The organism is Nonomuraea sp. B208 (assembly GCF_057536035.1).
In genome coordinates, this window is sequence record NZ_BAAJOU010000028.1 from 28,789 (window position 1) to 42,669 (window position 13,881).

General features: G+C 68.3%; 17 protein-coding genes and 1 tRNA gene. 12 read left to right on the top strand and 6 right to left on the bottom strand.

Going from position 1 to position 13,881, the window contains the following annotated elements:
- Positions 1–5: 5 nt before the first annotated feature.
- Positions 6–1,181: a sensor histidine kinase gene (locus AC27IY_RS36415; RefSeq protein ID WP_487180815.1), complete on the bottom strand. Its 1,176-nt coding sequence runs from the start codon at positions 1,179–1,181 to the stop codon at positions 6–8.
- 189 nt (positions 1,182–1,370) lie between these two features.
- Here AC27IY_RS36415 and AC27IY_RS36420 point away from each other — a divergent pair, with 189 nt between their 5' ends.
- Positions 1,371–2,927, top strand: a complete 1,557-nt coding sequence (locus tag AC27IY_RS36420) for an alpha/beta hydrolase (RefSeq protein ID WP_487180816.1) — start codon at positions 1,371–1,373, stop codon at positions 2,925–2,927.
- A gap of 362 nt (positions 2,928–3,289) precedes the next feature.
- Here AC27IY_RS36420 and AC27IY_RS36425 read toward each other — a convergent pair whose 3' ends face one another.
- Positions 3,290–3,994 carry a helix-turn-helix domain-containing protein gene (locus AC27IY_RS36425; RefSeq protein ID WP_487180817.1) on the bottom strand — a complete coding sequence of 235 codons (705 nt, stop codon included), beginning with the start codon at positions 3,992–3,994 and terminating at the stop codon, positions 3,290–3,292.
- A 3-nt stretch (positions 3,995–3,997) separates the two neighbouring features.
- Between AC27IY_RS36425 and AC27IY_RS36430 the strand changes: the two genes are divergently transcribed.
- From AC27IY_RS36430 to AC27IY_RS36475, 10 genes are all read left to right on the top strand, one after another.
- The gene (locus tag AC27IY_RS36430; RefSeq protein WP_487180818.1) at positions 3,998–4,216 is read left to right on the top strand and encodes a hypothetical protein; all 219 of its coding nucleotides are present in this window, start codon (positions 3,998–4,000) and stop codon (positions 4,214–4,216) included.
- Positions 4,217–4,467: 251 nt separating this feature from the next.
- Positions 4,468–5,007, top strand: a complete 540-nt coding sequence (locus AC27IY_RS36435; protein ID WP_487180819.1) for a hypothetical protein — start codon at positions 4,468–4,470, stop codon at positions 5,005–5,007.
- Positions 5,008–5,082: 75 nt separating this feature from the next.
- Positions 5,083–5,559 carry a hypothetical protein gene (locus AC27IY_RS36440; protein ID WP_487180820.1) on the top strand — a complete coding sequence of 159 codons (477 nt, stop codon included), beginning with the start codon at positions 5,083–5,085 and terminating at the stop codon, positions 5,557–5,559.
- 95 nt (positions 5,560–5,654) lie between these two features.
- Entirely contained in the window at positions 5,655–6,599 is a 945-nt protein-coding gene (locus AC27IY_RS36445; protein WP_423450930.1) for an RNA polymerase sigma-70 factor, read from the top strand.
- A gap of 81 nt (positions 6,600–6,680) precedes the next feature.
- The gene (locus tag AC27IY_RS36450) at positions 6,681–7,862 is read left to right on the top strand and encodes an NAD(P)/FAD-dependent oxidoreductase (protein ID WP_487180821.1); all 1,182 of its coding nucleotides are present in this window, start codon (positions 6,681–6,683) and stop codon (positions 7,860–7,862) included.
- 161 nt (positions 7,863–8,023) lie between these two features.
- Entirely contained in the window at positions 8,024–8,233 is a 210-nt protein-coding gene (locus AC27IY_RS36455) for a hypothetical protein (RefSeq protein ID WP_344212610.1), read from the top strand.
- Positions 8,234–8,272: 39 nt separating this feature from the next.
- A complete protein-coding gene (locus tag AC27IY_RS36460; protein ID WP_487180822.1) occupies positions 8,273–8,674 on the top strand; it encodes a hypothetical protein in 402 nt (133 codons plus the stop codon).
- A 103-nt stretch (positions 8,675–8,777) separates the two neighbouring features.
- Positions 8,778–9,509 carry a DUF7873 family protein gene (locus AC27IY_RS36465; RefSeq protein WP_344212606.1) on the top strand — a complete coding sequence of 244 codons (732 nt, stop codon included), beginning with the start codon at positions 8,778–8,780 and terminating at the stop codon, positions 9,507–9,509.
- Positions 9,510–9,617: 108 nt separating this feature from the next.
- A tRNA-OTHER gene (locus tag AC27IY_RS36470) sits at positions 9,618–9,755 on the top strand.
- 188 nt (positions 9,756–9,943) lie between these two features.
- Entirely contained in the window at positions 9,944–10,300 is a 357-nt protein-coding gene (locus tag AC27IY_RS36475) for a hypothetical protein (protein WP_487180823.1), read from the top strand.
- A 28-nt stretch (positions 10,301–10,328) separates the two neighbouring features.
- On the opposite strand, the gene AC27IY_RS36480 is transcribed toward AC27IY_RS36475, so the two are convergent.
- Both AC27IY_RS36480 and AC27IY_RS36485 read right to left on the bottom strand, forming a co-directional pair.
- Entirely contained in the window at positions 10,329–11,702 is a 1,374-nt protein-coding gene (locus AC27IY_RS36480; protein ID WP_487180824.1) for an ATP-binding protein, read from the bottom strand.
- A 41-nt stretch (positions 11,703–11,743) separates the two neighbouring features.
- Complete coding sequence (locus AC27IY_RS36485; protein ID WP_487180825.1) at positions 11,744–12,484, bottom strand: LysR family substrate-binding domain-containing protein; 741 nt, start codon at positions 12,482–12,484, stop codon at positions 11,744–11,746.
- A gap of 54 nt (positions 12,485–12,538) precedes the next feature.
- Here AC27IY_RS36485 and AC27IY_RS36490 point away from each other — a divergent pair, with 54 nt between their 5' ends.
- On the top strand, positions 12,539–12,925 hold the full coding sequence (locus AC27IY_RS36490; protein ID WP_344212600.1) for a DUF5997 family protein: 387 nt from the start codon (positions 12,539–12,541) through the stop codon (positions 12,923–12,925).
- 383 nt (positions 12,926–13,308) lie between these two features.
- Here the strand turns inward: AC27IY_RS36490 and AC27IY_RS36495 are convergent, their stop codons facing one another.
- Together AC27IY_RS36495 and AC27IY_RS36500 are read right to left on the bottom strand one after the other, a co-directional pair.
- Positions 13,309–13,608, bottom strand: a complete 300-nt coding sequence (locus tag AC27IY_RS36495) for a hypothetical protein (RefSeq protein WP_487180826.1) — start codon at positions 13,606–13,608, stop codon at positions 13,309–13,311.
- 92 nt (positions 13,609–13,700) lie between these two features.
- Positions 13,701–13,868, bottom strand: a complete 168-nt coding sequence (locus tag AC27IY_RS36500; RefSeq protein ID WP_344212594.1) for a hypothetical protein — start codon at positions 13,866–13,868, stop codon at positions 13,701–13,703.
- Positions 13,869–13,881: the final 13 nt, after the last annotated feature.

A 13,881-nucleotide genomic window follows, 5' to 3' on the forward strand; every position in this document is an offset into this window, starting at 1 on the left:
GATGGTCATCTGGCACCGCCCACGGGGATCGACGCGAAAACTCGGAAACCGCCGTCCGGTTGCTCGCCTGCGGCCAGCTCGCCGCCCAGCGCGCCTATCCGGTCGCGTAGTCCGGCCAGGCCGCGGCCACCGGAGAGGCTGCTTCTCGCGCCGACGGGGACCGCGGCAGCGGCGTTCGTCACCTCGACCTCCACGCGGTCGTCCCGGTAGCCGATGCGAACGGTGGTGGGGCGGCCTTGGGCGTACTTGACGGCGTTCGTCAGGCCCTCCTGCACCGTCCGGTACACGGCCAGCCCCACGCCGACCGGGAGCGAGGGCTGGTCGCCGTCCTCCACCAGCTCGATCGGCTGGCCGCCGCTTCGCATGTGTTCGACCAGGTCTCGCACGCTGCCCACGACGGGCGTGGCCGACTCTCCGGTCGCCTCCAGCACGTCCAGCAGATACCGCAGTTCGGCCAGGGCTCGGCGGCCGGCGCCGCCGATCGTGGACAGTGCCGTGACCACGCGCTCCGGTGACGTGGCCACGAACTGCGTGGCGTCGGCCTGCACGACGATGGCGGTGACGTGGTGGGTCACCACGTCATGCAGCTCCCGCGCGATGCGCGCCCGCTCCGCGGCGGCCGCGGCCTCGGTGGCGAGCCGCCGTCGCTCGGCTTCCTGGAGCCGCTGCCCGCGTACGAAGGCGCCGCCCAGCCAGCACGCGGCGAAAAGCAGGTAGAACACCAGGAACTCGCTCTGCAGAACCGGTGAGCCGAGCAGGACCACGGCCACGCACAGCACGACGTACGCGGTCGATGTCACGACGGCGATGACGCCCCGGAACCGCTCCTGGTGCGCGCCCACCGAGTACAGCGCGATGTACACCGTCACGGTGCCGAACTGCATCGGGTAGCCGAGCGTCTCGTGGATCATGAAAGCCGTGCCGTTGATCGCCAGACACGCGGCGGGCCATCGGGTACGCACGGCCAGAGGCACCGTCTGGGCCAGGATCAGGACGATCTGGAACGCGTCGGCCGGGCGTCCTGACAGGTCGCCGAACTCGACGCTCATCATCGACAGCGCCGGCACGAACGCCAGCCCGGTGGTCACGACGGCCAGCCACCGGTCCCACACCGTGGCGTCGTAGACGCGCCACACCTTCCGCAACCGCCGTAAGCGGTCGCTGGCCCAGGTCCCCGACATGGCCCAGAGCCTAGCGATCCCTGATCTCCGATGTTGCCGCGCTTGTCCCTCATGTGAGCTACACGGAATGTCCGCAACGCGGTGATTCGGGACAGGGCCCTCCATCCCTACCTTTCTCATCAGCGGCCGACAACCACGGTCAACCGCGAAGCCAGATCACGGCACATCGGTCATTCGGAGGACAGCACCATGGGAAACACCATCCGCGTACGCGTCATCGTCGCCGGCGCCCTGACCACGGTCGCGGCAGCGGGGGCAGTGATCGGTGGGCAGCCGGCCGGCGCCAGGGCCGTGGCGACCGCCGGTCACGTTCAGACTTCGATCAAGTGGGGTCAGTGCCCCGAACTCGCGCCAGGCGCCGAACGGGACCCCAGGCAAACCTGCGGCACGGTCAAGGTGCCTCTGGACTACCGCCGTCCCGACGGAGAGACCATCACCGTCGCGGTCTCCAGGATCGCCACCGCCAAGCACGGCAAGAAGCGCGGCGACCTGCTGTTCAACCCGGGCGGTCCGGGACTGCAGGGCCTGGACATGCCTGGCCAGATGGCACTCACGCTCCCGAAGGAGGTGCGGGACTCCTACGACCTGATCGGGTTCGACGCGCGCGGCGTCGGCCACAGCACCCCGATGAGCTGCGGTCTGTCCGGCCCCAGCCTTCTCACCGTCTTCCCCTACCCCGGCGCCGGCGGCTCGATCGAGGGCAACGTCACCACCGCGCGCGCCGTTGCCCGGCAGTGCGCCACGATCGGTGACAAGCTCCGCTTCTTCAACAGCGCGAACACAGCGCGCGACATGGATCGCATCCGCCAGGCGCTCGGGGCGCGGAAGATCTCCTACTGGGGCCAGTCCTTCGGCACCTACCTCGGCGCGGTCTACGCCTCGCTGTTCCCCCGCAACACCGACCGGATGGTGCTGGAGGGCAACGTCGACCCGAACAAGGTGTGGGCGAAGATGCTGAACACCTGGAACCAGGGCATGAACGACCGGTTCCCGGACGCCGCCCGCGTGGCCGCGGCGGCCGACGCCGACCTCGGGCTGGGCGGCACCGCCGGCGAGGTCACCGACACCTTCATCGCGCTGGCCGACCGCCTCGACCGGAAGCCGGCCATGATGCCGGGCACACCAGTGGCCATCAGCGGTGCGCTGCTGCGCGGCGTCACGTACCAGATGTTGCAGCGCAACGAGATGCTCACGCCGCTCACCCGATTCTGGAAGGCGGCGGCCGACCTGTCCGCCGGCAAGGCCCTGGCGGACGCCGACGCCGCCGTGCTCCGGCAGATTCTCGCCGACACCCCGGCTGTGAAGGGCGTGCCGGCGGACAACCAGGCGACCATGGTCCTGGCCATGCTCTGCGGGGACACCACCTGGTCGCGAGAGGTGGGCTCCTACGCCGGCGCCACCGCGGCCGCCCGCGCGAAGTACCCGCTGAGCGCGGGCATGCCCAACAACATCCTGCCGTGCGCGTTCTGGTCGCAGAAGCCGATCGAGCCGGTGGTCAAGGTCACCTCGCACGGTCCGCGTAACATCCTGATCCTGCAGAACCGCCGCGACAACGCCACGCCGTGGGCTGCGGGCCGGGGAATGCACAGGGCCCTGGGTGACCGCGCCGCCTTCCTCGGTGTCGAGCACGGCGGCCACTTCGTCTACGGCACCGGCTCGACCTGCGCCGACAAGGCCACCGTCGCGTTCCTGATCAAGGGAACCCTGCCGGCCAAGGACGTCTCCTGCGCGGGCCCCCGGCCCTGACCGTCGTGCCATCAGCGTGCCATCAGGGCAGCTGGGGGACGGTCGGCGGGGGAAGTGGTTCCCCAGGCCGGCCCATCAGGCCGGCGTACCGACGGGAGCGATCTTCGTTCCCTGCCAGCGAGGGTCACTGGTTCGGATCCAGTACCGCCCACCTGCACCGGGAAGCCCCGTAGCGATCTCGCTACGGGGCTGTCGTGCCATCACGTGCCGTCAGGTCACGTAGGCGAGTACTTCTGAAGGTCCGCCAATGCCGCCGGCCAGAAGGTCATGCGCGCCCTTCGCGCGGACGGGCTGATCCGTACGGAGCCCGGCGTGGGCAACTTCGTGACCAAGCCCGAAGAGCGCAAGGAGATCGGCGCCCCTCAGGAAGCGCATGCCGTGACCTTGAGATGGTCGGCCATCATCCAGTGGTACTGAGGCCGGTCGTTCGGTGTCCGTACGGCGCGGAACAGAACGCCGTTCGCCCATTTGTCGGGGTATTTGTCGTCGTACGTGATGAGCTGCTGCCTGGTCTTCTCCCTGAGAATGCCTGCCTGCGGGTCCGGCAGGTGGTAGACGGGGGCCGAGTCGACGATCACCACGGCGCAGTGCTGACGCCCCACGATGGGCATCCGGGCGAGGCTCGGCGCCTGGGCCGTCGTCTTCGGCTCCAGTGCGGCGTTGATGAGTTGCCTCACCCCGGCGACGAGCACCGCGCTGACCGATGCGATGGCGAGGTGCCGCAGCCATGGGTGGTCAGGTCGCGGGGACCGCTCTTCGGTCCGCGCTCTCGCTTCAGCCTGTCGTGCCTCGCGGACGCGCTGCTCCCACTCGCGCCAGTCGCCGCCCAGATACTCGATGATGTCCCGCACGGCCGGTTCCGGTGGGATGCCGCGGCCGGAGAAGAGATCACCGATCACGGTCTTGCTGCGGTTGATATCACCGGCGATTTTTCGCGTACTGGGCGAATTGGCGGATTTGCGCAGCTCTTTGAGATCAGCACCATGGGGGCAACGGCCACGGAAGCGGTGGCGGCCGCAGAAGGGACATTCGTTCCCGGATGCCGCCTTTATCGGCCGGATCCGCACATCGTGATGGGCCAGCGAGTCGGGGTCGCGGTCGAGACGTCGTACCAGTTCGACAGCTTCCAGAATCCCAGGCAGGCCGGCATCAACACCACGCTGGAGACGCCCTCGGCGTGTCAGTCCGGCAAGCGGTACCACGGCGACATCACCATCAACGTGTCTCTCGCCGGCGCCCAGAGTCGCACCTCGACCGTGCGCGGCCCCTCCATCACCTGCGTACGTTGATCGAGGAAGTCTCGATGACCACGACAACGACCTGGGCGCGGGCCGCCGCCCTGGCGGCCACGCTTCTCAAAACCGGGTGACACCACCCAGCCCCTGCATTCCCTGAACCGATCGCCGGCAGCCGGAAGTCGCAACATATTCCGGACCACGTGCGCCTCCGGTGATCGGGGCACGCCCTCCCGGAGCAGTTATTCGGCATGAAACGGAGGAAACGCTACCGTGATGTTCGATATGTATGTAAGGTGCCTCCGGTGATGGGCACACTCCCTTACGCGATGGCCATCTCGGGCACAGCGCCATCCGCTCTCGCCATGATCCTTGGCCTGATCGTCTTCGTAGGCGGCCTGGCCCTTCTGACGCAGCTCATCCGCTATATCGCCGAGCGCCGGGCCGCCACGCGCCCCTCGGTTCACTTGGAGCCCCCGAACGCGTCCTGGAGATCCCGGGTGCACCCAGGTCAGATTTGCTGGGCGTCCCTTCAGTTCGCGGATCGTCCAGGCTGGAAAGACCGCCCTTGTCTTGTGATACGCACCCATGAGCAGGGCGTGGAAGTGCTGAAAATCACCAGCAAAAACAAGTCGCATCGGTATGAATGCATACAGATACCAACGAGAAGTTGGGACAAGCGAGCACGGGAAGACAGCTGGCTCGACCTGGGTGAGAGCTACTTCATCTGGGATCAGGCGATTCGGCGCGTCGCAGGATCCTGTGACGCGGCGACGTGGCACCAGGTGATGCGCCGTCATCGCACCGGCTATGTCTACATCGCGAACGGCGCCGGCGACAAGTAGGCGGGGCACGGACTTCAGCTACTCGGGTTCACGGCAGGAGAACGCATCGGCCCTGTTGCCAGCCGTGGTGTATCTTTGGCCTTTCTAGACGGTCTCGGTGCAAAACCTCGTCGTTTCGCGACGGAGGTGAACGGCGCAGATGACCAGCCGAGCGAAAGAGGTGCCGTGGTCAATCTCTTATCGAGGCGCAACTCCTCCGGGACAAGAGTCAAGCTGCTGACGATGCTGGTCATTGCACATGTCCTTGCGGGTGCGTTCGCGGCCTGCATGACATACGACCCTTACAGCAAGCGTGATGTCTCGTTCATTCTGCAGAAGGCGCGTGAAGGCCAGGTGAGCGAAGCGACTCTCATCTACGATGAGCAACGCATCTCCGTCTCGACGCTCGACGGTCAGAAGTGGTACGCCGACTATGGGCCGCCCGATCTCTCCCATGAGGCACTCTTGGAGGAGTTGGGCAAGGCTGACCCGCTCGGCAACCTCAAAGTCACGGTTGAGGTTTCTGTCTATGGCATGAGGCCCGGCAGCGCAGCTGAGACGACGCGGGTCTGAGCTGCACCAGGATGAACGTCTCTGGCGCGGGCGTTCCGGCGGGTAACCGCCGGGGCGGTGTGGCGTGACCTGGACGGATGGCCGATCATAAGGCCATGTCGCTCCGCGTGTACGAAACCGATCTGTTCGAGAGCTCTAGGGGCCGTTTGGAGGCGATTGCCTACCGGCTGCTGGGGTCCGCCGGGGATGCGGAGGACGCGGTGCAGGACACGTACCTGCGCTGGCACGCGGCGGACCGGGAACGCATCGAGACGCCCGAGGCCTGGCTGACCAAAGTGCTCACCAATCTCTGCCTCAACCAGCTCACCTCGGCGCGGGCCAGGCGGGAGACGTACGTGGGGCAGTGGCTTCCCGAGCCGGTGCTGGACGGGGACCGGATGCTCGGTCCCGCCGACACCTTCGAGCAGCGCGAGTCGGTCTCCATGGCGATGCTCACGCTGATGGAGCGGCTGACGCCCAACGAGCGTGTCGTGTACGTGCTGCGCGAGGCGTTCGGGTACGCGCACCGCGAGATCGCCGAGATCCTGGACATCACCGAGTCGAACTGCCAGCAGATCTACCGGCGGGCCAGGCAGCATCTGGCTGCCGAGCGATCCCGTACGGAGGTCGACGCCGCCGCCGCGCGGAAGATCGTCGAGGAGTTCCTAGCCGCGGCCCTCAGCGGCGACACCGAGCCGCTGATCCGGCTGCTCGCGGACGACGCGGTCAGCGTGGCCGACGGCGGCGGGAAGGTCGTCGCGCGCAGGACGCCGGTCATCGGAGCCCTGGGCATCGCCCAGTACCTGCGTGGCATGTTCCAGCGGAGCGACTCCAAGCGGACCCTCGTCGGCGGCGATCCCGTCTTCTACGCCGTCGTCGTCAACGGCGGTCCTGCCGTGCTGGTCGAGGTCGGCGCGCAGGTCATCGGCGTGATCTGTCTCGACACGACCCCTGACGGCCTCGCCTCGATCCACATCCAGGTCAACCCCGACAAGCTTCAGCGCGTCGCGCGTCAGTGGGCGGCCGATGGATCTCGTCGCCCGGTCCCGTTGAGCTGGTGACCCACATCACATCCGGTCCCTGTCAGGGATCGCGCGCCTGTCCGGTTCAGGAGGTGAAAGCAACCAGATAGGAGCGTAGCCATGAAGCACCGCATCGTCGTCCTGGGAGCCGGGTACGCCGGAGCCAACGCCGCCGGCCGCCTCGCCAAGCGGCTGCACCGCGACGACGTCGAGATCACGCTGGTCAACGGCGACCCGGAGTTCGTCGAGCGGGTCCGCATGCACCAGCTGGCGAGCGGGCAGGATCTGCGGCCCCGCCCGCTGCGCGACGTCTTCGCGGGCACCGGCGTACAGGTCAGGACCGCGCGGGTCACCGCCGTCGATGTGGAAGGCAAGACCGTCGAGCTCGGCGGCGAGACCCTCGCCTACGACACCCTCGTGTACGCCCTGGGCAGCACCGACGCCGACCAAGGCGTCCCTGGTGTCGCCGAGCACGCCCACAACGTGGCCGGCAAGCAGGCCGCTCTCCGGCTGCGGGCGCGCCTGAACGAGGTGAAGCCCGGCGGGACCGTACTGATCGTGGGCGGCGGCCTGACCGGCATCGAGGCGGCCACCGAGATCGCCGAGGCCCACCCGGACCTCGAGGTCGCGATCGCCGCCCGCGGCCGCGTCGGCGGCTGGCTCAGCGACAAGGCCCAGCGCCACCTGCGCGGCGCTTTCGACCGGCTCGGCATCACGGTTCACGACCACGTCGACATCGCGCGGGTCGAAGCGGACGGCGTGGTCACCGCCGGGGGCAGCGAGATCCGGGCCGAGGTGACCGTGTGGACCGCGGGGTTCGGCGTGCACCCGATCGCGGCCGCCACCACCCTGAAGGTCTCCGACACGGGGCGGATCGTCGTCGATGCCGGCATGCGATCGGTCTCGCACCCCGACGTGTACGCCGTCGGCGACGCCGCGTACGCCGAAGGAGCGGGTGGCAAGCCGCTGCGGATGTCCTGCGCCTCGGCGAACCCGATGGCGTGGCTGGCGGCCGACGTCATCGCCGCGCGCCTGACCGGTCGCAAGGTTCCCGAGACCACGATCGGCTACTCGGTGCAGTGCATCAGCCTCGGACGCCGCGACGGGATCATCCAGCGGGTGACCCCCGACGACCAGGTCACGTCCAGCGTCTTCACCGGGCGGACCGCCGCCCGCATCAAGGAGATGATCTGCGCGAGCGCGGCCTGGAGCATCTCGCACCCGACCATGCTGATGCCGAGCCGCCGCCGCCACCTCGCGGGCACCGGCGCCGTGGAGGCCCGGCCTCTCCCGCAGGCATGACGAAGCGAGCGCTGCCGGGCGAGCGCGGTGGTCCGCTCGCCCGCGCGCTGCCCGCGAGCACATGCCTGAAGGATTGTTCGTGCCCGATCCTGGACAGACGGTAGACCGCCGTCGGCAGACGGTGAGACTGTAAGGGGCAGGGCGACCTGCTGGAGGAGATCGTGAGTCAGTCCGAGTTGACCACGGACATGGTTCTCGCCGCCATCCGGGACCACGAGTTCGCGGCCTATGACGTCCTGGTCCGGGATCATCCGTCGGAGGCGGTGATCGCCGGGTTCACCGCCGCGGCCAGGTCGGGGTTCACCACCTTCGGCGTGGCAGTGCATCTGGCGTCGCTGACGGACAAAGGACGCAAGCAGCTTGACTCCTGACTTGTGCGTCATGACGAGCGGACGGAACAGTCTCTTGTCGTGAAAGCGAAGGGCACGGAGCCGAGCGAGGTCAGCGGCATGGTCCTCGGCCTGCTGGCGGTGTTCTGGTTCATCGGGGTTCCGCTGTGCCTCTGGCAGGCACTCGCCACCGCGTTCACGGGTGACGCCGAACTCGATCGTGGCGGCACGAACGCGTGGCTGGCCGCGGCGGCGGTGATCTTCACTGTCGCGCCCGTCCTCGCCACCGGCATCTGCGTCTTCACCGCCAGAGTCGTACGCGCCTGGATCTTCGGCCTCGTCGCGACGGCGTGTGTCCTCTTCGTCCTGGCGAGTCTGTACACGGAGGCGCGACAGGCGGAGCTGCGCCGTCCTCCGCCGCCTCTGCCGTCCGGCTACTGCGCCGAGTACAGCGGCGGAGACAGTGACTGTCCAGGTGGATGAGCGTCGTCTCAGGTGACCGATTTAACGAGTTGCGCGGCTTTGGTCGGGCCGCTGTACGCTTTCGCCTCATCCCGTCAACCCCTCGCATGAACGGACCCTCGCCGTGGCGAAGCTGAACCAGATCCTCGCCGTGGAGAAGGGCGTCAAAGCCAGCAGCCAGCGCGCGGTCGCCGACGCCCACCACACCATCCAGAAGCACCCCCTGCTGTCGGGCCTGTCGCGCACGTACCAGCCGATCGACGACGAGGGCGAGCAGCTCCCGCCGGAGTCCACCCGCGTCCAGGTGAAGGCGGAGGAAGTGCTGGCCGAGGTCGGTAAGGCGCTCACGAAGCTGTTCGACGTGACGGCGACCAAGGACTGGACGAACACCGTCGCCAAGGCCGACGTCGTCGTGGACGGGACCACCCTCATCGAAGGCGCGCCGGTCACCTACCTGCTGTTCCTGGAGAAGCAGCTCGTCGAGCTGTACGCGTTCATCGCCAAACTGCCGACCCTGGACCCGGCCGAGACGTGGACGTTCGACGACAACTCCGGCGCGTGGCGTACGGAGCCGGTCAAGACGACCCGCACCAAGAAGGTGCCGCGCAACCACGTGCTCGCCGAGGCGACCGACAAGCATCCGGCGCAGGTGCAGGTGTTCACCGAGGACATCGTCGTCGGCTACTGGACCAAGACGGCGTTCTCCGGCGCCCTGCCGGCCCGCCGCGTCAACGAGCTGCTGGCCCGGGTGCAGAAGCTGCAGGACGCCGTGAAGTACGCCCGTGAAGAGGCCAACAGCGCCGAGGTCGAGGACCGCAGGGTCGGCGACGCGGTGTTCGCCTACCTGTTCGGCTAGCGTAGAGACTCCCCGTTGAGCGCGGGGTGCGCGAAAGCGCGAAGCTGAGGCTGAAGCTGAAGCTGACGAACGGCCCAAGCGGAGGTTCGAGCCCTCCCCGCGGTTCGCGCCGCGGTAGCCCAACCGGCAGAGGCAGCCGATCACATTCAGATTCTCGCTCGAAGCTCAGCATTGACCGTCGAGAGCCACATCGACCGAGGGCAGGCCATGATTGTTGAGATGCCGGTTCGAATCCGGCCCGCGGCTCTTCATGCCGCGGTGGCTCAATGGCAGAGCGCACATTCGTCATAGCTGACCTGCTCTCTTAAACGCTGCTGGCCTCACATATGGCGGCAACATTCAAGGCCCCCCGGCTTGGGAACGCCGGGGGGCCGCCGTCGTTGTCCGGGCCGAGCCATCAAGGGGCACAGATGTACGTGCGGTTCCAAAGTCCCGTGCCGAACAGGCGAGGCACATATCCGGGCGTGTTCGGCCTCGTCAACGCCCTGGCCGAGCAGGGACGTCTGTCGGACGCGGAGGAAGCCTTCAGGCGCGAGAACAACGCCTGGTACGACACCAACTTCACCGACCCCGCCACCGTGGACCCCACCGTCTACGACCGCGCCGTCAATCCGGGAGCGGCGGCCTGGTTCAAGGCGTCAGCCGGGCACCTCATCCGGCGGGTGCCGGGATACCTGGCCATTCTCGCCGCGCACGGCGTGGAGTGCGTACGCCTCGAATCGGGGGACCCGGGCAGGATCATCTACGAGGACGACGATCAAGTGGTCGTCGTCCCACGCGCCGTCGAATAGGCGACGACCGTCAGCGGTCCGCCGTACATCACGTCGTCTCCCACAGGGCGCCGACCGGGACGGCCAGCATCCGATCGCCGAAGGAGAACGTCTGCGTGCCGGTGTGCAGGACCAGACCGGCGACGAAGTCAGGGCCTACCCGTTCCGCCAGGTGACGGAGTCCTTTGAAGTCGTCCGGTCGTACCGTGGAGGCGGCCTTGACCTCAATGCCCACAACCCGGCCCTGGCGACTCTCCAGGACGGCGTCCACCTCCACCTTGTCCTTGGTCCGATAGTGGTACAGGTCGACCAAGGTGTCCGCCCAGGTCGTCTGCCTGGCCAGTTCCATGAGGACGAAGCCCTCCAGCAGCGGCCCGAACGCGGAATCGGGCCGGAGAAGGCTGTGCGCGTCGACGCCCAGCAGGTTCGCCGCCACTCCCGAGTCGACGAAGGCGACCTTGGGGGTGTGCACGGCCCGGCTGCTGATGTTCTTCGACCAGGCGGGGATGCGTTTGACGAGGAAGACCTCTTCCAGCAGCGCCAGGAATCTGGCGGTGGTGGTGCCGGGCAGGCCGAGGTCACGGCCCAGCGCCTGAACGACGAGCAGTTGGCCGGACCTGGCCGCCAGGGACCTGACCAACGCGCGTAGCTCCGCGGTACGTTCTATGTCCGACAGTTGCCTCACGTCACGGTTGATCAGATCGCCCACGTAGGAGTCGAAGAAGCGTTGTCTGCGTCTGGGGTTGGTGCGGGCGACGGCCTCGGGGTAACCGCCACGAACCAGGCGGTCCGCGTAGTCGGCCCGGGTGAGCCGGGAGGTGTGCCGGAGGGCTGGGCCGTGCGCGAACACCGCGTCGATGAAGGCATCAGGACGACCGCCGATCTCGCCCTGCGCGAAAGGCCATAGTTCGATGGTCTCCATTCGCCCGGGCAGGGTGTCCGGCAGGCCGCGTAGGGCGAGTAGCCGGGAGGAGCCGGTGAGCAGGTATCTGCCTGGTCTCGGATCGGCGTCCACCTGGGATTTGATGGCGAGCAGCAGTTCCGGGGCGCGCTGGATCTCGTCGATGACCATGGGCCCGGGGAAGTCGACGAAGCCACTGGGGTCGCTCAACGCGGCTCGCAGGGTCGTTGGATCGTCGAGGTCACGCCACTCGGTGCCGTCTGCTTTGGCGAGCCGTCGGACCAGCGTGCTCTTGCCCGACTGCCGTGCGCCGTTCACCAGGACGACGCGCGTGTCGGTCAGGGCGTCCTTGACGCTCTGCTCCGCGTGACGGTGGATCAAGCGCCCGAGCGGGGTGGTGACCATGCCCTCCATCATGACAGGTGGTGGTGGTGGATTGGTCGCTGCGGTCGTGGTGAGATGGTCGCCGCGGTCGTGGTGAGTTGGTCGCTCATGCCATGGGGCAACGGCCGCTACCCGCATGTGATGACGGTCGCTCCCAGTGCTCTTCGTCGTCCTGCGGATCAGCGGCTTCGATTGCCTTTTCTTCTGCGGTTCGGCGACGGAGGCGTGGCGCGGCGGCCGGAGGCGGTCTGGCTGGGCTTGCGTTCCTGGCGGCGCTGGGCCGGCTTCTCGGTGGCGGCGGGGGCGGGGGTGCGGCCTCGGGAGCTGTTGACCGTGCGGCCGCGTACGATGCCGATGAAGTCCTCCACCAGGTCCGTGGTCGCGTCGGTGGGCCAGGCCAGGCCGACCTGCGACTGCGGCGCGTCGAGCAGCGGCCGGTACTTGAGGTCCCTGCGGTGGTGGAGGCGCGCCAGCGACTGCGGGACCACCAGGAGCCCGGCGCCGCTCGCGACCAGCTCGACCGCCTCGCCCGTCGTCGCCGGGCGGGTGAACGCGGGCAGGCCCGGCCGGGTCGTCCACTCCAGGGTGTCGTCCAAGGGATGCAGGATCTCGTCGTCTGCCAGGTCGGCGAGGGTGACCTCGTCGGCGGCGGTCACCGCGTGGTCCTTGGGCACCACGATCACCGTGGTCTCCACGTAGAGGGGGATCACGCTGAGCACGTCGCGGTCGACCGGCAGCCGGACGAATCCGGCGTCCGCGCCGCCGTCGCGCAGGAGCGCCACCACCTCGGCGGCGGGGACCGCGACCAGGGTGAGTGGTACGTCGGGCATCCGCTCGGTCCAGATGTTGACCCATTTGGCGGGTGTCACTCCGGGCGCGTACGCCAATCGGAAGGCCCTGCCGCTCTCGCCATCGGTCACCGCCTCAGCGTACCGATGTCAGGGAACCCGTTCCGACTGACTACGCTTGGCGTCATGCCGTCGCCCAAACCGAAGACCGTCCAGACGATGAAGCCCGAGACCGCGGCGAAGAAGCTGGGAGTCCTCCTCTCGGCGACTCCCGCCGAGTTCCAGGCCGGGCCGGTCTCCAGGGACGAGCTGAACGCCCTGCAGGCGAAGCCGCCCGCCTGGCTCGCCGACCTGCGCCGCAACGGCCCCCACCCCAAGCAGGTCGTGGCCGCCAAGCTCGGGGTCTCCATCTCCGGGCTGGCCAGAAGCGGCATCACCAAGCCGCTCACCACCGCCGAGATCGACGAGATCAAGGCGGAGAACCCGGCGTGGCTGGAGCACGAGCGCTCCGTCCAGGCCGAGGCCCGCAAGGAGGCGCTCCGCCTCAAGCAGCAGCGAGCGCAGGAGGGCTGACCTGGCGGCCGGCCCGCGTCGGCTCCTCTAAGCGTCTCCGAGCGTCCACAAGGCCACGATGGGAAGGGCCGCAGCTTCTCACCGAACGCCAGCGCCTGCTCCCCGGCGTAAAGCACGAAACCCGCGCGGAACCGTGCGCCGAGCCGGTCGGCCAGATGGCGCAGGCCGCGGAAGTCGTCGCCGCGCACGGTCTCCGCTGCCTTGACCTCGATCCCGACCACCGCGCCGGAGGCGCGCCGCCGGCGTGCTCGTGCCGGTCTGCTGTTGTCATCGCAGGTAGAAGCGGTTGTGTGGGCGTTCTGCCGGAGGTGGTGTGGGCGGTCTGCCGCTGCCTCCGTGGGCGTTCTGCCGCCGTTTCTGTGGGCGGTCTGCCGCTGCCGGGGCTAGGGCCGGTCCTGGGGGATCATCGCGGCCACCAGGAAGCAGATCCCTGCCACCAGGCATCCGACCGATGCGAAGAACACCACGTAGTACAGCGACCGGTCCGCCACGAGGCTGGACAGTGGCAGGAGGACCAAGCAGAGGCCCGTGAGGAGCTGGCCCAGACCGTATGGGCGTGGCCGGAGCTTCGTGCGCTGACGTTGCGTCGCGACGAGGATCCGCCCGGTGGCCAGGGCGTGGATGCCGAGGGCGGCCAGGACGCACGCCGGCACGAGCCTGAGCACCGTCGTTGTCAGGTCCATGTGCGCCGGCTCCTCGGATCGGGTCGGTCAGGGGTGGGGCCATCGTGCCGTACGGCGCCGACGAAGATCAAGACGGGCAGGACCGGGAAGGGTCAGACGGCGGCGGCCATGGCGGGGGCCGGGCAGGGGTCGGCGTCGGCGAGGGCGCGGAGCTGGTCGGCGAACGCGAGAGCCTGGTCGGGGGTCAGGCGGGGCTCGGAGCCCACGTAGAAGACGACGATGTCGCCACCCGGAGTGCGTACGGCGTTGAAAGGAATCATGGTGCTTCGCATT